This window comes from Bradyrhizobium betae, from assembly GCF_004123905.1.
In the GTDB taxonomy this organism is placed as follows: Bacteria; Pseudomonadota; Alphaproteobacteria; order Rhizobiales; family Xanthobacteraceae; genus Bradyrhizobium; species Bradyrhizobium betae_A.
Window position 1 is genome coordinate 77,760 of the sequence record NZ_MZXW01000024.1, and the last position, 17,622, is coordinate 95,381.

A 17,622-nucleotide genomic window follows, 5' to 3' on the forward strand; every position below is an offset into this window, starting at 1 on the left:
CGCTCCGGCGCCTCAGGATGACGGTGATAGAAACTACAGCCCCCGGATCATCCCGGCATTGATCAGCAGCCGATTCAGCCGCCGCGCCTCCGCGCCGTCCTTGCAGCCGTAGAAGATGCCCTTGCAGCGAAGCATGATCTCCTTCTGCTCGGCGAAGGACGGGTCGAGCGGAATGCCGGCGGCTTCCTGGATCACCAGCGGCAGGTACGGACCGTCGACGGTGTCCATCACGGCATCGCTCTTCACCGGCTCGAAATTGACGGCGTCGATCGCATAATAGGTGGCGTAGAGACGCGGGTCGTAGGCGTCGAGCTTCTTGCCGATCGCGCCTTCGTCGAGCCCGGGCTCGAGGATAGCAGGCGCGAACTCGGGCTGATGGTCGCCGTAGCGCACGATCAGGAAGGGCTCGCCCGGAAAACTCTTCTTCAGGCCCGCAATGAACGCCTTGTACTGCTCGGCGCTCATTGCTTGCCGGCGCAGATATTCGTCGATGGACGCCACGTTGCCCGGTGCGCGCCAGTTCGGCATCAGGTCCGGGCGGAAGCGTGTCTCCCAAGGGAAATGATTGGCGCCGAGATAGATGAAGGTGAACAGCGGCTTGTTCGGCGGCTGCTGACCCATCAGCTGGAGCGCCTTGTCGTAGAAGAAAGAGTCCGGCTCGACATCCTTGGCGCCGAGGTCTTTCGAGTCGAGGAAGCGTTCGACGCCGGTCGTCAGCTGGAAGCTGCGCGCAGCCATAAAGCCGCCATAAGCGGGATAGAGCGACATCGTATCATAACCGCAGCGGCGTAGCGCCAGCGGCAGGCCGCGCTCGACGCGGCCCGTTGCGATGCGCGTCACGAAATAGGCGAAACGCCCGAACGACCGCGAGGAGAGGCCGGCGAGCACGTTGTATTCGGTGAACCAGCTCGGCCCGCCATTGCTCTCGGCGAGGAATGTGCGCTGCTTGCCGTCCCAGGATTTGAAGTGGCTGCCATAGCCCTGGGGCACCTTGATGCCCTGCGCGGCGCGGATATCAAAACTCGATTCATCATGGATCATGATGATGTTCGGCCGACGGCCCGCGGGATGGCAGGCATCGACCAGCGGCATGTTGAGCCGCTCGTTGGTTGCGGCCGCCGATTCCATGAAGCCGTATTGCGCGAAATCGGACACCGAGCTGACGCCGGAGCGGAAGAATTTTGAGAGATAGCCGTCGTCGTAATAGCCGCGCCAGGCCTCATCGGGATGATAGAGCGAATATCCGACGAGTGCGGCGACACAGGCGAGCATGGAGGCAAGCGCCGGCAGGCGGCGGATGCGAAACGGATCGAGCCACCATAGCGCATACATCAGCGGCAGCGTGACGAAGCCGGCTCCTATCACCGACCAGCGCAAATTCGGGAAGATCGTGAACAGGAACGCGACGGTGTCGCGGTCGATCATCATCAGGTCGATGAAGTTGACCGTCATCTGCACGACGTCGTGCTTGAGCCGCGACAGCAGCACCAGCACGACCACCAAGGTCAGCGACAGCGCGCCCGACAATGCCGGCCGCCGCAGCAGCGCGATCCAGAAGAAATTGACGATGCCCCAGGCGAGTACGAAGGCGAGGCGCGAGCCAAAGTCGGTCTCGGTCTCGTACATCAGCGCAAGCGCTGCCAGATGCGGTGCGGCAACCGCGAGCAGCCGCCAGATGCCGAGCGCAGCAACGCTCGCCAGAACGGCGGTGGTGGCAGAAGGACCTGGATTAGGCGCGGACGCCATCGACGACACGCAACAGCTGGTCCGGCGCGGAAAATGCCAAGCCGCGGCCGGCCTGCGGCGTTCGGCGCAGCCGGAAAGCCTGCACCGTGTCATAAAACTGTAATTGAATGGTCACGGACAAGCAACGCGTGTCCCGGTCCGACCTTCGCATAATGTTAGTACGCGGCGAACGGGTCGTACGGCCGGCGACACTAGCGTTTGGCGATCCCGGCGATGAACAGGTCGATCACCCCTTCGGCCATCCGCTCAATCTCCGCCTCCTCCACGCCCCAGCGCGGAAAGTGGCCGTCCAGATTCATCCGGGCAAAACCATAGACCAGGGCACGGCCGGCGATCTGGATGCGCTTGAGGTCGGTCGAGCGCAGCAGGCCCTGCTCGGCCGCGTCAGTGAGCATTTGCTCGGTCATCGCAGCCAGCTCTGCGTTGTCGCGCGTCAGCTCGGCGGAGCTGCCATGGGCGAAGTAGCGGCCCGTGGAGATGATCTCGAAATGGGCGGGGTTGCGCATCGCCCAGCGCAGGTAAGCAAGGCCAAACGCGCGGAAGCGAGCCAGAGCGTTGGTGGCGGGAGCATCGCCCAGCGTCGCATCAATCTCGGCACGAAAGCGCCGTTGCGCCTCCTCGGCCGCCGCCGCGATCAGGGCATCGCGGTTGGGAAAGTGCCGGAACGGTGCCCCCGGCGAAACCGCGGCCCGGCGTGCGGCCTCGCGCACCGAGATTTCGGCCCCCTCCGCCGCCAGTTGCAGCGCAGCATCGATCAACACGCGGCGGAGGTCGCCGTGGTGATAGGGCCGCGCTTCAGAGGTGTTGCGGCGAGCGCGCGGCTTGGCCGGCTGTCGGGCGGACATGGAGCTTCCTAACATCACCTGAACGTGAATGTAAGCAGCGATTACACCGTTGACCGGGCAGCCACGACCAAATGTAATCAGCGATTACATGTTGGAGGAAATTGCCATGTCACGACGTCAAAGCTGGTTCGAAGGCTGGCGGCTGCTCGCCACCCTCACCCTGAGCCTGATCGCACTCAGCCTGTGGATTGCCGCGATGCGGCAGTTCGAGACCGAGGGCGTGCGGATGGTGATCCGCTTCACGGCGCGCAGCTCGCTGCTGCTGTTCTGCCTTGCCTTCAGCGCCGCGGCGCTGGCCCGGCTGTGGCCCAACGCCTGGACGCGCTGGCAGCGCCGTAACCGCCGCTATTTGGGCTTGAGCTTTGCCGCCTCCCACGCCATCCACGCCGTTGCGATCATCACGTTCGCCAACATGGATCCGGCCGGCTTTGCGGAGGCGACCTCGGCTGCCTCCTTCATCTTCGGCGGCATCGGCTATGCGATTATCATCGCCATGAGCGCGACCTCATTCGACCGCACCGCCGCGCTGCTCGGACCGCACGCCTGGCGCGCGCTGCATCTCACAGGCGGCTATTACCTCTGGTTTCAGTTCATGGTGTCGTTCGGCAAGCGCGTGCCCGCGGTGCCGCTTTATGCCGCCTTCCTCGTTCCGCTGCTCGCCGTGATGGCGCTGCGGCTGATCGCGATGGCGGCACATCCCCGCGGACGGACGGCCGAGGCGGGCTGAACGTCGATCAGCCCTGCGGCAGCAGCCCGAGACGCTTGGCGATGATGCGGTCGACCACGCGCTTGGGATTTTTGCGCATGCGACGATCCGCAAGAAACCACGTCAGGCGTCAGCTCTTAAGACGATTCGCCGCACGAAGTTCACGTCGCTGGCATCAACGCGAGATGAGAGGGCAGATGAAGAGCCGAATCCTTGACTCTGAACACGCTGAGCTTTTGGGGTTCGGTGAGAGGCGCGAAAGCCTCAGAAACGAGGCGATACCAAGAATGTGCTTTAAGCGTCAGTTCTTCGGGTTCAGACTCTGCTGCGCTGGCCGAAGAATTTGAATGAAGTGCCAAAGCTTCGAAAGGAGCAGGCCGAACCGCCTCACGCAAAATCTACACGTGGAAGTTTAATTTTTGGTTTGCCATCCAAACCGACCCGTCCATCACCGCGCCGAAAGCGCGATGACGGCTCATCCTGATCTCATCGCGCTCTTAATGCGCAGGAGTCTGGCTCGCCCGCTCGCGAAGCCGGTAGAACTGGAGCGCCGCCTTCGCGGTGCTCGGCTTCAGCCGCAGGAAGCTTGCAAAGCACGTATCCGACCGCTCGCGCGTGACGTCATCGGGACCGCCCTGAAATCTCAGCATCGCCTTGGTGGTTTCCCAGGACAGCCCGATGGCCCGGGCGAGGATGAGGAGCTGTTCAGGCTCGCCGTTGACCAGCGCACGCTCGATCACCCCGATGGGCAGATCACACATCAGCGACAGCGCGACCGCGGTTCTGTCGAAGGACCGTTCCTCGACGAAGCCCAGCAAGCGCGCCTCGTCGAGCATTCCCCGTGAATGCATCGAGCGAACATCGGCCAACGCCTGGGCATGTTCGCCGGACCCCGCCCGCGCCGTCGTCTGAAGTTCGTCGGAGGCCTGCAAGACGGCGCCACGGATCTGCGCAGCCTGGCGAGGATCGGCCACCTCGAGCTTGCGCCTCACCAACTCGGACGCCTGGCCGAACAATTTCAGCAGGGTCTCGCGCGGGATATCGGGGCGAGACCAGATGCACATGGCAAGCGCGCCGTTGTCCCGTGCCCTCCTGACGAGCGTGGACATTCCCTGGGTCGAGAATCTTGCGCCGCGGTTGCCGGCGGTCCGCGCGGCAACCTCGTTGTTGCCACGTTCGAGCAGGACGTCGGTCACAGGCTCGCTCAACTGGCTGCGTCCGGCGATGGCCAGCAGGTGATCCTGGCTTTTGGTCCGCGCGTTCTCCGCCAAGGTCGCTTCGTCGAGACGCGATGAGTGCTCCAGAACAGGCGCGGCGACGTCGATGGCGTCGTCGAACGCCAGCAGGCGGATCGTCCTGCCGGGAGCATCAGGCAGCCTGGCCAGCCTGCTTCCGAAGGCGACGCGAGCGGAGAGCTCGATCGTCTCGACGAGCTTGCTCATGACCTGGTCGAACAATTCGATCTGCTCGCCCGTGAATTTGCCCGAACCGAACACGAAGAGGTCGGTGACGTGTCGCAGGACTTCGGCGCGCTTGGACAGCTCCTTGCTCGCCAGAGCTCCTTCGAGCTGCTCGATCAGACTGTCCTGCATGCCCATTGCCTTCATCCCGAATGCTTCAAGGCGGCCTGCTCAGGCGACATGCTGCGCCGCTGAAATCGTCATGTCGAAATCGACGTCGGAACAGGGCACGGGACGCCCGAACAGATAGCCCTGAGCGAAATCCACGCCCGTCGCGCGCAGACTTTCGAACTGCTCCCGGCTTTCGACCCCCTTCGCGACCGTTGCGATATCGAGACCATTGGCGAGGGCGATCGCCGACGCGACCGCCGCCGCGCAATCCCTTCGGGTCGTGCATCCCTGCACGATCGACCGATCGATCTTGATCTTGTCGAACGGGAACCCCTGAAGAAAGCTGGCCGCCGAATACCCCATGCCGCAATCGTCAAGCACGATCGAGACGCCGAGATTCTTCAGCTGCCGCATCGCGAGCAGCTGGGCCGCCGGATTCCCGTCGAGCACCGCGCCCGAGGGAACCTCCAGCTCAAGCCGCTCAGGCGACAGGCCGGTCTCGACCAAGGCGCACAGCACCACATCGAAAAAGTTACCCTTGTGCAACTGAGCGGCGCTGACGTTGACAGCGATCCTGACATGCGCGGGCCAGGCGGCAGCGTCCAGGCACGCCTGACGCAGAATCCATTCTCCAAGAGGCAGCAGCAGCCCCGCCGACTCGGCCGTTCCCATGAACTGTTCGGGCGCCAGCACGCCCTTTGACGGATGATGCCAACGCACGAAGGCTTCCACCCCGCTTATCGCGCGGGTCCGTGCATCGATCACCGGTTGATAGTGCAACTCGAATTCGTCGCGAGCCATCGCTTCCCGCAGCTCGACTTCCATCGACTTCTTCGTGTCAGCGGATTCGGTCATGTCGCTCTGGAAGATACGGTAGTCGTTCCGGCCGGCCGACTTTGTGGCGTAGAGCGCGATGTCGGCCTTCTTGAGCAAGGCTTCGGCATCTGAGCCATGCTCCGGCGCGAGGGCAATTCCGATGCTGGTCCCGACGCTGACCCGATTGCCACCGAGATCGAAGGGTTGCTCGATCAGGTCGATGATCCTCAGCGCCAGGCCAATCGCGCCTTCGCTTTGATTCTTCTCGTTCTCCTGGATGATCGCAAATTCGTCCCCGCCAAGGCGCGCCAGCACGTCGGTATCCCGAAGCGACGACTGCAATCGCCGCGCCACTTCGACCAGCAGCTGGTCGCCCGCGGCGTGACCGAGCGTATCGTTGACGGCCTTGAACCTGTCGAGGTCGAGCATCAGGACGGTGAATGTCGAGCCGTGCCGCTCGAGCCGCCTCGCCGCCTCGTCGAGCTTCTCGGAGAACACGGCGCGGTTCGCCAGACCCGTGAGCAGGTCGTGCTGCGCCAGGAACGCGATCCGCTTCTCGTTTCTCGCACGGTCCGTGATGTCCTCGTGGGTCGTGAGCCAGCCGCCGCCGGGCATCATGTGCCGCGCGATCGCGACCACCCGCCCGTCCGCAAGTTCACGGATTTCGCTCAGTTGCTTCACGTTCTGCTTGCGATAGACATCCGGTGCGACGTCGGCGAAATGGGTGCCCTGCTCGCGGCGATAGTCGAGGATCTGTGCCAGCGAGGTACCTGGTGTTATCTGATCGCTGCCGAGGTGATAGATCTCCCCGTAGCGTGCGTTCGAGACCACGATCCTTTGATCCGCGTCGAACAGGCAAAGCCCCTGGGACATGTTGTTGAGGGCGGCATCGAAGCGAAGGTTGATGGCCTCCAGTTCAGCGGCTTTCTCGGCGAGCATTTGCTCGCCGCGCCTCTGCTCGGTGACGTCTTCATGCGTCGCGACCCAGCCGCCGTCCGGCAGCGGCTTGCGCTGGATCAGGATCTGGCGGCTGTTTTTCAGTTGATAGTCCTGCTGGCGCTGGTTTGGCATCCTCTGGAGATGCTGATTGACCGTCAGGTTCTGGTCAGCTTCGCCGCGATCGGCATAGTGCTGCAATATCCGTTGCAGTGGCGTACCGGGCCTGACGAGTTCGTCCGGCAGATCATACATCTGCTGATATCGGCTGTTCGATATCACGAGATTCTTGTCCACATCGAACAGGCACAGGCCCTGCGACATGTTGCTGATGGCGACGTCGAAGCGCGTGTTGATGAGCTTCAGCTCGGCGGCATGTTCGGCCAGCAGCGTCTCGTCGCGCCGCTTCTCCGTGATATCCTGATGGGTCGCGACCCAGCCGCCGTTCTGCATCGGCGTGCGCAGGATCGCGATGATGCGACCATCGGCGAGCGTGACGATCCGCTGCGCCCGTCGCTTTGCACCCTCCAGGAATTCCTCGAGATCCAGATCGCCTTCCGCCGTGTTGTAGCCGCGGACGATGTCGCGGAGCGGGGTGCCCCGCTTCACCTGCGCCTCCGTGAGCTCATAGATCTCGCGGTAACGGCTGTTGGCAATCAGGAGCTTCTCGTCCGCATCGAACATGCTGAGCCCATGGGGCATGTTGCTCAACGCGGCGTCGAAACGCGCATTCGTCTCGGCAAGAGTGGAGGTCTGCCGCCGCAGCAGCCAAGTGCCAACCAGGATAATGACGACGATCGCGGCCGCCAGCGGGCCGAAGAGATAGAGATGCCGGTACCATGGCTGCAACACGTGGCTGCGGGTGTAGGTCACGACCATGACGAGCGGCAGACCACTGACCGCCTTGTAACCGGCGACGCGGGCGATGCCATCAATTGGACTCGTCAGCTCATAGGAGCCCGCTTCGGCCAGCGGCAGATACCGGGTGAACAGCGGGCCGCCGGCAACCGACTTGCCGAGGATGTCCTTCTCCTCCGGTACCCGCGCCAGAACTCGCCCATTGCGGTGGAGCAGAACGACGGAGCCGTCACCGCCGAGATCGAGCGTGCGATAGATTTTCAAAAGGTACGATTGGTCCAGCGGTGCGGTCACGATCCCCGCAAAGCTTCCGTCGGGATTGCTGAGCCGGCGCGAGGCCGCGCTGAACCATTTGCCGTTGACGGCAGAACGATAGGGAGGAGCAACAAACAGGCCGCTGGCAACGTTGTCGCGGTGAGCGATAAAGTGCGACATCTCGGAAATGTTGCTGCGCGCGGGCGTATGATCGTAGGAATGCGCGACGACCTCTCCCGAAGCGTCGGTCCAGCCAACCGCGACGAGAATGGAAGAGCGCCTGGCGAGTTGACGCAACGCGGCGTTGGCCGCGCCCGGACTGGCATATTTTCCGGATAGACTTTCCTTGCGGATCGCCTCGGCCTCCAGCAGCACGCGATCGATGTCTTCAAACGTCACCGCGGCGTGCTCGGCCAGAATGGCAGCGAGGTTGGCCGCGTCGGTTTGTGCCGATGCGAGGGCTTCCCGATAGCGGGTGACGAAATCAACGAGCGGCAACGCAACGATGACTGCCGAAAACAGCAGACCCAGGATCGTCACGGACGATCCCGGCGACCGAGCCAATTTTCGCCAAGCTTCGAGCATTGCACATTTTCGTTGGAGCGGACGGCTCACCGTCGCTCCGCAATGCTAAGATTCCGTTGATCGCCCGCTTCCGACCAATCACCGTAGATACGCGGGTTTTATGCAATAGAGCCGCGAATTGGCGGCATTTAAATACCGACCTGCAGGCCAGCAATATCCTTCGCACCAGGGGTCTAACGAACGAGGCGCACCGCAGCCGCGGTGCGCCTCAAAGTAGGACCGGTTCGCGGCGAGCGACCGGCACGGCCCCCGGATCCGCAACGCATCGTCAAAGACGCGCGTGGAGGCCGCCGGATGCTGCGCTGCGTTCGGGACGCAAAGCTTAGTTCTTCGACTTGTCGACCAGCGCGCCCTTCTTGATCCAGGGCATCATGTCGCGCAGCTTGGCGCCGACTTCCTCGATCGGGTGCTGGGCGAGCTTGGCGCGGGTCGCCTTGAACGAGGTCTGGTTGACCTTGTTCTCGAGCATCCAGTCGCGGGCGAACTTGCCGCCCTGGATGTCGGCGAGAACGCGCTTCATCTCGGCCTTGGTCTCGGCGGTGACGATGCGCGGGCCGGTGACGTACTCGCCGTATTCGGCGGTGTTGGAGATCGAGTAGTTCATGTTCGCGATGCCGCCTTCATAGATCAGGTCGACGATCAGCTTCACTTCGTGCAGGCACTCGAAATAGGCCATCTCCGGCGCGTAGCCGGCTTCGACCAGGGTCTCGTAGCCGCCCTTGATCAGCTCGACCAGACCGCCGCAGAGCACGACCTGCTCGCCGAACAGGTCGGTCTCGCACTCTTCCTTGAAGGTGGTCTCGATGATGCCGGCGCGGCCGCCGCCGACGGCCGAAGCGTAGGACAGGCCGAGGTCATGGGCGTTGCCCGAGACGTCCTTGGCGATCGCGATCAGGCAGGGCACGCCGCCGCCGCGCTGGTATTCGGAGCGCACCGTGTGGCCGGGGCCCTTCGGCGCGATCATGAGAACGTCGAGGTCGGCGCGCGGGTCGAGCAGGTTGAAGTGAACGTTGAGGCCGTGCGCGAACACCAGGGCGGCGCCCTTCTTCATGTTGTCGTGCAGGTGCTCGCGATAGATATCGCCCTGGAGTTCGTCCGGGGTCAGCATCATGACGAGGTCGGCCCATTTGGCGGCTTCGGCGACTTCCATCACCTTGAAGCCGGCAGCTTCCGCCTTCTTGACCGAGCCCGAGTCCTTGCGCAGCGCAATGGCCACGTCCTTGACGCCGGAGTCCTTGAGGTTGAGCGCATGGGCGTGGCCCTGGCTGCCATAGCCGACGATGGCGACCTTCTTGCCCTTGATCAGGTTCAGGTCGGCGTCGCGATCGTAATAAACACGCATGGTCATTTCCTCGTTGAGGGCCGAAAATCGGCCGATGGTCAGTGTCCGAAGGGTGAATTTTGCGGATTTCGGGGGCTGTCTAGAGCATTTTCAGCCCTTAGGGAAACCCGTTTCTGCATGGAAATCCGCGACATCATGCATCGATGAAAACGGGGTAGAGGGAGGCGAGCAGCAGCAGCGCCATCAGGATATTGAAGGCGCGGACCAGACGCTCGGAGGTCAGCACCGGCCGCAAGGCAGTGCCGAACAGGGCCCACACCACGGTGGAGACCGTGCCCACCAAAAGGGTGATCACGGTCTGGATCGCGATATTGACCGGGAATTGGGCAATGGCCGCATAGGCGGTGATGGTGCCGATCACGATCACCCAGCCCTTGGCATTGATCCACTGGAACATGGCCGCGCCCCAGAAGGTCATCGGGCCGCGGCCACTATCGCCGCCCGGCGTGGTCGGACCGGACGTGGCGATCACTGCGGCGAGGTAGATCAGGTAGGCGGCACCGGCATACTTCAAGATGGTCTGGAGGATCGGATAGGCCAGGAACACGGTCCCGAGCCCGAGGCCGACCGCGCCGACCATGAAGGCAAAGCCGATCACGATGCCGGCGATGTGGGGGATGGTGCGCCGGAAGCCATACGTCAGGCCGGAGGCCAGCAACATGATGTTGTTCGGCCCGGGGGTGAAGTACATCACCACCATGAAGGCGAGGAAGGCATAGAAGAGCGAATAGGCCATATTCACCTCACGCAGTCTTCGGCTGGATTTGCGGGCGCTTCGCCAGCACCATCACCGCGATGCCGCCGATTACGGTCAGCATGCCGGCAAGGCGCAGCGGCCCGAAGCGTTCGCCGAACACGATGCTGGACGCAGCCGAGCCGACGAACGGCACCAGCAGCGCGAACGGCACAACTTGCGCTGCGGGATAATCGCGCAGCAGCCGGCCCCATAGCCAATAGGCGATGCTGGTGGAGACGGCGCCAAGCGCCAGCATGCAGAAAGCTGACGTCAACGAAATGTGGCTCAACGACGTCCACGTCGGCGCGGGACCATTGGTGATCAGCGCCAGCACGAACAGCGGCACGGCCGAGGCGAGGCACAGCCACGCGAACAGATCGAACATCGGCACGCCGCGGGCGCCGCGCAGCAGCAGATTGCCGACGGCGAAGCTGACCGGCGAGACCATCAGCACCGCGAACGCAGCAAGGCTGAAATCATAGCCGACCGTGCCGCAGATCATCAGAAGGCCAATTGCGGCGATGGCAACGCCGAGCGTCTGTACCGGCGTCGGCCGCTCGCCGAATGCGAGCGCGGCGAAACCGATCGTGAACAGCGCCTGGCTTTGCACGACGACACTGGTGAGCCCGACCGGCACGCCATGGGCGATGCCATAGGCCTGGCTCAGGAACTGGCCGAGGAACAGCGTAAAACTGATCGCGACCAAGAGCGACCAGGCAACTTTGGGCTTGGGAATGAACAAGCACGGCACCGCGGCAATGGAAAAGCGCATCGCCGTCATCAACTCCGGCGAAAGCTCGTCGAGCGCGATCCGGCTCGCCACGAAGGCAAGCCCCCAGATGATCGCCACCACGAGGGCGATGAGGATGTCGGCCGGCTTCATTGTTGTTCTCGGCTCTGCCTTATCGTGCAGCCCTGTTGTTCTGGTCTAGCCTTGCTCGCCGGCTTTCGGTTTCCGCAGCAAATAAGTGCCGTGCATCGGGGCGTGGTAGTCGGCCGAGACCAGCGTGAAGCCGACGTCGGTCAGCATCCGCTCCATCACCCAGCCGAAGGTGGAATATTCATCGCGCATGTGCGTGACGACGCTCTCGCGCGAAAAATCGTGGTTCTTGATCTGGCAATCGGCCCATTGCTCGACGTCGCGCTCGATCGCGTCAGGCATCGAGGCGTAGACAATGTCGCGCAGATAGAAGGTCGCGCCCGGCTTGAGCGCGCGAAAAATCCGCGACATCGCAACCGCCTTCCAGAAATCCGGCAAATGATGCAGCGTGAACTCGCTGACGATGAGATCATAGGATTCCGCCTGGTAGGCGAAGCTGAGCAGGCCGGCCGACTGCGTCGCGACCTTGGCCTTGCGGTCCCGCGCGTAAATCTCGGCGAGCGCCAGCATGGCGGGCGAGATGTCGATGGCATCGACCTGCGCGCCCATCAGCGACGCTTCGGTCGCGAGCACACCGTTGCCGCAGCCGATATCGGCAATCCGCCAGCCCCGCTGTACGCCCAGCATTTTCAGCGCGGCGCGCGCGCGCAGATCGGCATCGTCGTGGGCGTCATAGATCGACGCCACCGTGGGGCCGATGCCCATCCGGTTCCGCTCGTTATAGTACCAGTCGCGCGCCAGCATGGTTCACATCCCTTCAGGCCCGCGGCCGATCGCGGCAACGCCGGTGCGCGACACCTCGACAAGGCCGAGCGGGCGCATCAGGTCGATAAACTGGTTGATCTTGTCGGTATTGCCTGTGATCTCGAACACGAAGCTCTCGGTGGTGGCGTCGATCACGCGCGCGCGGAACGCATCCGCCAGCCGCAGCGCCTCGACGCGGTGCTCGCCCTGCCCGCGCACCTTGACCATCGCCAGCTCGCGCTCGATCGAGCGCTTGGTCTGGGTCATGTCGACGACGCGGTAGACCGGGATCATGCGGTCGAGCTGGTGCTTGATCTGCTCGATCACCATCGGCGTGCCCGTGGTGACGATGGTGATGCGCGAGAGATGCTTCTGGCTCTCGGTCTCCGACACCGTGAGGCTCTCGATGTTGTAGCCGCGGCCCGAGAACAGGCCGATCACGCGCGCGAGCACGCCTGGCTCGTTCTGCACGAGCACCGAGAGCGTATGCGTCTCGTTGGGATCGTGACGCTCCTCGATGAAATAGGCGGATGCGGGCTGGTTCATTGTCGTCCCCTCTTGTCTCTTCTTCACGCCATCGCGAGCGCGTCCGTTCCGACCCAACGGCGGAACAGATCGAAATCGATATTGCCGCCGGACAGCACGAGACCGACGCGCTTGCCCGACAGTTTGGTCTTTTCCTGAAGCGCCGCGGCGAGCGCGGCGGCGCCGGCGCCTTCGGCGAGATTATGCGTATCGGTCCAGTACGCACGGATCGCGGCCGCAACCTCAGCATCGGTGACCTGCACAATGCGCGAGGCGCCCTTGCGGATCAGCGCGAGCGCATTCGCATCAGGAATGCGCGTCGCCATGCCGTCCGCGAGCGTATTGGCCGTCTCGGTCGTCACGATTTGGCCTGCCGCGAATGACAGCGCATAGGACGGTGCTTCCGTTGACTGCACGCCGACGATCTCGGTCTTCAGGCCGAGCAGGTCGCGCGCCATGATGCAGCCGCAGATGCCGGAGCCCTGCCCGATCGGCACGTAGAGAATGCCGAGATCGGGCGCAGAGCGAAACAGTTCGAGCGCGTAGGTTGCAACGCCCAGCACCAGGTCCGGGTGGAACGACGGCACCATATGAAGGCCCGCGAACTGCGCGCGGCGCTCGGCTTCCTCGCGCGCGGCCTGAAAGTCCTCGCCATGCTCGACGAGCTCGGCGCCAAACGCCTTCATCGCTCTGTTCTTCTCGACCGAGTTGCCTGATGGCACGTAGATCACCGCCGGCACGCCGTGGCGGCTCGCGGCAAACGCCAGGCTCTGGCCGTGATTGCCTCGCGTCGCCGAGATGATGCCCGGAATGTTCGGCCGCTCGCGCTTCAGCCGATCGAGATAGACCAGCCCGCCGCGCACCTTGAAGGCGCCGATCGGCGTGTGGTTCTCGTGCTTGACCACGACTTCGGTGCCGAGTCGCCCGGCGAGCAAAGGCCAGCCGCGTGCCGGCGTTGCCGGCACCGCCTGCCCCACGATCGCATGCGCGCGCTCGAGCTCCGTCAGGTCGAACATGGCGTCACACCAGCGCCTTGCCGCCGGCGAACGCCTTGGCCGTGGCCTCGTCGTTGGCCTGCTCAGGCAACAGCATCTCGTTGTGCGCCTTGCCGGAGGGGATCATCGGGAAGCAGTTTTCGAGCGCGGCGACGCGGCAGTCGAACAGCACCGGGCGCTTGACCGAGATCATCTCCTGGATGGCGCCGTCGAGATCACCGGGCTTGTGCACCTGGATGCCGACGCCGCCATAGGCTTCCGCGAGCTTGACGAAATCCGGCAGCGCCTCCGAGTAGGAATGCGACAGCCGGTTGCCGTGGAGCAACTGCTGCCATTGCCGCACCATGCCCATGTACTGGTTGTTCAGGATGAAGATCTTGATCGGCAGCTCATACTGAACCGCCGTCGACATCTCCTGCATCGTCATCTGCACCGAGGCGTCGCCCGCGATGTCGATGACGAGGCTGTCGGGATGCGCGACCTGCACGCCGACCGCAGCCGGCAGGCCGTAGCCCATGGTGCCGAGACCGCCCGACGTCATCCAGCGGTGCGGCTCTTCGAAGCCGAAGAACTGCGCCGCCCACATCTGGTGCTGGCCGACTTCGGTCGTGATGTATGTATCCCTGCCGCGCGTCGCCTCGAACAGGCTCTGGATCGCATGTTGCGGCAGGATGATGTCGTTGCTCTTCTTGTAGTAGAGCGAGTTGCGGGCGCGCCACTGCGCGATCTGCTGCCACCACGCCTTGATGTCGGGCTTCTTCGCCTCGGCCTTGAACACCTGGAGGATGTCACCGAGGATGTTGCCGCAATCGCCGATGATCGGCACGTCGACCCGGATGTTCTTGTTGATCGAGGACGGATCGATGTCGATGTGGATCTTCTTCGAATTCGGCGAGAACGCATCGACACGGCCTGTGATGCGGTCGTCGAAGCGCGCGCCGACGCACAGCATGACGTCGCAATCATGCATGGTCATGTTGGCTTCGTAAGTGCCGTGCATGCCGAGCATGCCGAGCCAGCTCTTGCCCGACGCCGGATAGGCACCGAGGCCCATCAGCGTCGAGGTGATCGGAAAGCCGGTGACCTCGACCAGCTCGCGCAACAGCTTGGTGGCTTCAGGGCCGGAATTGATCACGCCGCCGCCGCTGTAGATCACGGGACGCTTGGCGTTCGCCAGCAGCGACACGGCCTTGCGGATCTGCGTCGCATCGCCCTTCACGCGCGGCGCGTAGGAGCGGTGCACGTCGGACTTGCGCGGCGGATGATAGGTGCCGGTGGCGAACTGCACGTCCTTGGGCACGTCGACCAGCACCGGGCCCGGACGGCCCGTGGTGGCGACGTAGAAGGCTTCGTGCAGCACTTTTGCGAGATCATTGACGTCGCGCACCAGCCAGTTGTGCTTGGTGCAGGGACGCGTGATGCCGACCGTGTCGCATTCCTGGAACGCGTCGTTGCCGATCAGATGCGTCGGCACCTGGCCGGAAATACACACCAGCGGGATCGAATCCATCAGCGCGTCGGTCAGCGGCGTCACCATGTTGGTGGCACCGGGGCCGCTAGTCACCAGCGCAACGCCCGGCTTGCCGGTCGAGCGCGCATAGCCTTCTGCGGCATGGCCCGCACCCTGCTCGTGGCGGACCAGGATGTGCTGGACCTCGCTCTGCTGGAAGATCTCGTCATAGATCGGAAGCACCGCGCCGCCGGGATAGCCGAAAATGTCGGTCACGCCGTGATCGATGAGCGCGCGGACGATCATCGCGGCGCCGGTCATCTGGTTCGGATCGTGGCTCTTGTCGCTCATTGGCTTGCTCCGGATGCGCTGTTGCCAGCGGCTTCGTTCGTGTCGGGTTCGGGAAATAAAAAAGGCCCCGAAGAGGGACCCTGCACACCGCCTGTCATGTGGATGGCAGCTAGCCACCCCCGGCGGTGTGCCTGGGTACGACGGCGATAAGGAGTTTGGTAATAATGTTGCGCATGACGGACGCTCGGCTTCCCAAAGGTTGCGCGAAACATAGCGACCAAAGCCCCGATGTCAAGGCAAAGCGGTCGTTCCCGCGCGATTTCGGCAGTGTAGCGATGTTCCCGGAGTTCGGCGAGCGGTAAATGCGGGAGCGCCGGCACAAAAGCGCGTCATCCGGGGTCCTGGGCCGCGTTGACGATGGCAGCAAGCCAGCCCCTCGCCTCCTCCGGCTTCACCCATTCGAACTCCGGCAATTGGTGCCGGAACCAGGTGAATTGCCGCTTGGCGTAGTGACGGGTGTCGGCCCTGCCGATCGTTGCCGCCTCGTCCAGGCTGAGCTCGCCGCGCAAATGCCGGATCAGGGCCGGCACGCCATGGGCCTTCATGGCCGGCAAGAGCGGGTCGAGGTGTCTGGCGGCGAGACGCTCGACCTCCCTCAAGGCGCCGGAGCCGAGCATGGCGTCGAAGCGGGCGTCGATGCGGGCATAGAGCTCGTCGCGCTCGGGGGCGAGGAACACCGCGCGAAAACTGTCCTTTGGCAGCAAGGGCGGCTGGCCCTCGCGATGCCAGTCGAGCAGCGAGCGGCCGGTCGCCTCGACCACTTCGAGCGCGCGTGCGATCCGGGTGCGGTCCCGCAGGTTCAATCGCTCCGCCGCGCGGGAATCGCGCTGCGCGAGTTCCGCATGCAGCGCCTCCACGCCGTTCCGCTCCAGCCGCGCGCGCACGTCCTCGCGGACCTCGGCGGGGATCGGCGGCACCGCAGAGAGACCCGCCGTCAGCGCCTTGAAATAGAGCCCGGTCCCCCCGATGAAGATCGGGAGCCGGCCTTCGGCATGGGCCTCTTCGAGAGCCTTTACCGCGTCGCTCACCCAGGCGCCGGCCGAGAAGTTCACGGCCGCATCGACATGGCCGTAAAGGCGATGCGGAACGCGCGTCTCATCGCCATGCGTGGGACGAGCCGTGATGATGCGGAGGTCACGGTAGAGCTGCATGGAATCGGCATTGATGACGGTGCCGCCCGCGCTGAGGGCCAGCTCGAGCGCCAGCGCCGACTTGCCGCTGGCGGTCGGGCCTGCGATAAGCACGGCCTTGCCAACTTGGCTTCTGCTGACTTGCCCCTCGCTCACGAAAACCTCAAATGTCCCTCGTCGCCACGCTGATCTGCCATCCCGATAGTCCCGCGCTCGACTCGACCATCGTCGACGGCGCCCGCGCCGTGCTGCCTCAGGCCGCTCCCGCGCACTGGCTATTCGACGGGGTTGCGGTCGACATCCCCTTCGGCGCCGACAGTAACCTCGAAGGCGACCGTCACGCCATCGAACAGCGGTTGCGCGAGCTGCGCGGCGACCTGCCGATCGACATCGTGGTGCAGCCAACAGGCGTCCGGCGCAAGAAGCTTTTTCTCGCCGACATGGATTCCACCATGATCGGCCAGGAATGCATCGACGAGCTCGCCGATCTCGTCGGGATGAAGGCCCATGTCGCCGGCATCACCGAACGGGCGATGCGCGGCGAGATCGAGTTCGAGCCAGCGCTACGCGAACGCGTCGCGCTGCTGAAGGATCTTCCTGCCAGCGTGGTCGACGAAGTCCTGGCCAAGCGCATCACGCTGACCCCGGGTGGCCGCGCACTGGTCGCGACCATGCGCGCCCATGGCGCCTATACCTGCCTCGTCTCCGGCGGCTTCACGCTGTTCACCAGCGCGGTCGCCGCAAAAATCGGCTTTCAGGAGAACCGCGCGAACGAGCTCGTCGTGCGCGACGGCAAGTTCACCGGCGAGGTGAAGGAGCCGATTTTGGGCCGCGCGGCCAAGCTTGCCACGCTGGTGGATCTGATGGAGTCATTCGATCTCGACGACATCGACTCGGTCGTGGTCGGCGACGGCGCCAATGACCTTGCGATGATCCAGGCCGCGGGGCTGGGCGTGGCGTATCACGCCAAGCCGGCGGTTGCCGCTGCGGCGGCGGCGCGGATCGATCATGGCGATCTCACCGCGCTGCTTTATGCGCAGGGCTATCGGCGCGAGGAGTTTGTGGAGGGGTAGCCTCTTCTCCGCTGTCATGCCCCGCGAAGGCGGGGCATCCAGTACGCCGCGCCCTCTCCGTATCCTCGCACTGTCTCT

At 64.0% G+C, this 17,622-nt stretch carries 15 protein-coding genes; 2 read left to right on the forward strand and 13 right to left on the reverse strand.

Going from position 1 to position 17,622, the window contains the following annotated elements; genetic code table 11:
* Positions 1–33 precede the first annotated feature (33 nt).
* The 3 genes from B5V03_RS21980 to B5V03_RS21985 all read right to left on the reverse strand — a co-directional run bounded on the left by B5V03_RS21980 (position 34) and on the right by B5V03_RS21985 (position 2,591).
* Positions 34–1,746, reverse strand: a complete 1,713-nt coding sequence (locus B5V03_RS21980) for a sulfatase-like hydrolase/transferase (protein WP_129272482.1) — start codon at positions 1,744–1,746, stop codon at positions 34–36.
* Complete coding sequence (locus tag B5V03_RS41585) at positions 1,730–1,867, reverse strand: hypothetical protein (protein ID WP_164988195.1); 138 nt, start codon at positions 1,865–1,867, stop codon at positions 1,730–1,732. Before B5V03_RS41585 ends, B5V03_RS21980 begins: the two co-directional genes overlap by 17 nt.
* 70 nt (positions 1,868–1,937) lie before the next feature.
* The gene (locus tag B5V03_RS21985) at positions 1,938–2,591 is read right to left on the reverse strand and encodes a TetR/AcrR family transcriptional regulator (RefSeq protein ID WP_245502291.1); all 654 of its coding nucleotides are present in this window, start codon (positions 2,589–2,591) and stop codon (positions 1,938–1,940) included.
* 106 nt (positions 2,592–2,697) lie between these two features.
* Between B5V03_RS21985 and B5V03_RS21990 the strand changes: the two genes are divergently transcribed.
* Positions 2,698–3,318: a hypothetical protein gene (locus B5V03_RS21990; protein ID WP_164988196.1), complete on the forward strand. Its 621-nt coding sequence runs from the start codon at positions 2,698–2,700 to the stop codon at positions 3,316–3,318.
* A gap of 476 nt (positions 3,319–3,794) precedes the next feature.
* Here the strand turns inward: B5V03_RS21990 and B5V03_RS21995 are convergent, their stop codons facing one another.
* The 10 genes from B5V03_RS21995 to miaA form a co-directional block, all read right to left on the reverse strand.
* Positions 3,795–4,889, reverse strand: a complete 1,095-nt coding sequence (locus B5V03_RS21995) for a DUF2336 domain-containing protein (protein ID WP_245502292.1) — start codon at positions 4,887–4,889, stop codon at positions 3,795–3,797.
* Positions 4,890–4,928: 39 nt separating this feature from the next.
* Positions 4,929–8,273 (reverse strand): bifunctional diguanylate cyclase/phosphodiesterase, encoded by a 3,345-nt coding sequence (locus B5V03_RS22000; RefSeq protein WP_245502293.1) that lies wholly within the window; start codon positions 8,271–8,273, stop codon positions 4,929–4,931.
* Between the two features lie 367 nt (positions 8,274–8,640).
* A complete protein-coding gene (gene ilvC, locus B5V03_RS22005; protein WP_028145443.1) occupies positions 8,641–9,660 on the reverse strand; it encodes a ketol-acid reductoisomerase in 1,020 nt (339 codons plus the stop codon).
* Between the two features lie 133 nt (positions 9,661–9,793).
* On the reverse strand, positions 9,794–10,396 hold the full coding sequence (locus tag B5V03_RS22010; RefSeq protein ID WP_164988197.1) for a LysE family translocator: 603 nt from the start codon (positions 10,394–10,396) through the stop codon (positions 9,794–9,796).
* Positions 10,397–10,403: 7 nt separating this feature from the next.
* Entirely contained in the window at positions 10,404–11,279 is an 876-nt protein-coding gene (locus B5V03_RS22015) for an EamA family transporter (RefSeq protein WP_129272488.1), read from the reverse strand.
* A gap of 45 nt (positions 11,280–11,324) precedes the next feature.
* Positions 11,325–12,020 carry a class I SAM-dependent methyltransferase gene (locus tag B5V03_RS22020; protein ID WP_129272489.1) on the reverse strand — a complete coding sequence of 232 codons (696 nt, stop codon included), beginning with the start codon at positions 12,018–12,020 and terminating at the stop codon, positions 11,325–11,327.
* Positions 12,021–12,023: 3 nt separating this feature from the next.
* Complete coding sequence (gene ilvN, locus B5V03_RS22025) at positions 12,024–12,566, reverse strand: acetolactate synthase small subunit (RefSeq protein ID WP_129272490.1); 543 nt, start codon at positions 12,564–12,566, stop codon at positions 12,024–12,026.
* A gap of 23 nt (positions 12,567–12,589) precedes the next feature.
* On the reverse strand, positions 12,590–13,561 hold the full coding sequence (locus B5V03_RS22030) for a threonine dehydratase (protein ID WP_129272491.1): 972 nt from the start codon (positions 13,559–13,561) through the stop codon (positions 12,590–12,592).
* A gap of 4 nt (positions 13,562–13,565) precedes the next feature.
* Positions 13,566–15,341, reverse strand: coding sequence for an acetolactate synthase 3 large subunit (locus B5V03_RS22035; protein ID WP_129272492.1), 1,776 nt, complete (start codon positions 15,339–15,341; stop codon positions 13,566–13,568).
* Positions 15,342–15,670: 329 nt separating this feature from the next.
* A complete protein-coding gene (gene miaA, locus B5V03_RS22040; RefSeq protein WP_129272493.1) occupies positions 15,671–16,627 on the reverse strand; it encodes a tRNA (adenosine(37)-N6)-dimethylallyltransferase MiaA in 957 nt (318 codons plus the stop codon).
* An 11-nt stretch (positions 16,628–16,638) separates the two neighbouring features.
* Here miaA and serB point away from each other — a divergent pair, with 11 nt between their 5' ends.
* Entirely contained in the window at positions 16,639–17,544 is a 906-nt protein-coding gene (gene serB / locus B5V03_RS22045) for a phosphoserine phosphatase SerB (RefSeq protein WP_129272494.1), read from the forward strand.
* Positions 17,545–17,622 lie beyond the last annotated feature (78 nt).

Coding starts and splice junctions, on each gene's coding strand:
- B5V03_RS22010 (WP_164988197.1), bottom strand. CDS start 10,396: ATGGCCTATTCGCTCTTCTATGCCTTCCTCGCCTTCATGGTGGTGATG.
- B5V03_RS22030 (WP_129272491.1), bottom strand. CDS start 13,561: ATGTTCGACCTGACGGAGCTCGAGCGCGCGCATGCGATCGTGGGGCAG.
- B5V03_RS21990 (WP_164988196.1), top strand. CDS start 2,698: ATGTCACGACGTCAAAGCTGGTTCGAAGGCTGGCGGCTGCTCGCCACC.
- ilvC (WP_028145443.1), bottom strand. CDS start 9,660: ATGCGTGTTTATTACGATCGCGACGCCGACCTGAACCTGATCAAGGGC.
- B5V03_RS22015 (WP_129272488.1), bottom strand. CDS start 11,279: ATGAAGCCGGCCGACATCCTCATCGCCCTCGTGGTGGCGATCATCTGG.
- serB (WP_129272494.1), top strand. CDS start 16,639: ATGTCCCTCGTCGCCACGCTGATCTGCCATCCCGATAGTCCCGCGCTC.
- B5V03_RS21995 (WP_245502292.1), bottom strand. CDS start 4,889: ATGCAGGACAGTCTGATCGAGCAGCTCGAAGGAGCTCTGGCGAGCAAG.
- B5V03_RS22020 (WP_129272489.1), bottom strand. CDS start 12,020: ATGCTGGCGCGCGACTGGTACTATAACGAGCGGAACCGGATGGGCATC.
- B5V03_RS21985 (WP_245502291.1), bottom strand. CDS start 2,591: ATGTCCGCCCGACAGCCGGCCAAGCCGCGCGCTCGCCGCAACACCTCT.
- B5V03_RS21980 (WP_129272482.1), bottom strand. CDS start 1,746: ATGGCGTCCGCGCCTAATCCAGGTCCTTCTGCCACCACCGCCGTTCTG.
- B5V03_RS22035 (WP_129272492.1), bottom strand. CDS start 15,341: ATGAGCGACAAGAGCCACGATCCGAACCAGATGACCGGCGCCGCGATG.
- ilvN (WP_129272490.1), bottom strand. CDS start 12,566: ATGAACCAGCCCGCATCCGCCTATTTCATCGAGGAGCGTCACGATCCC.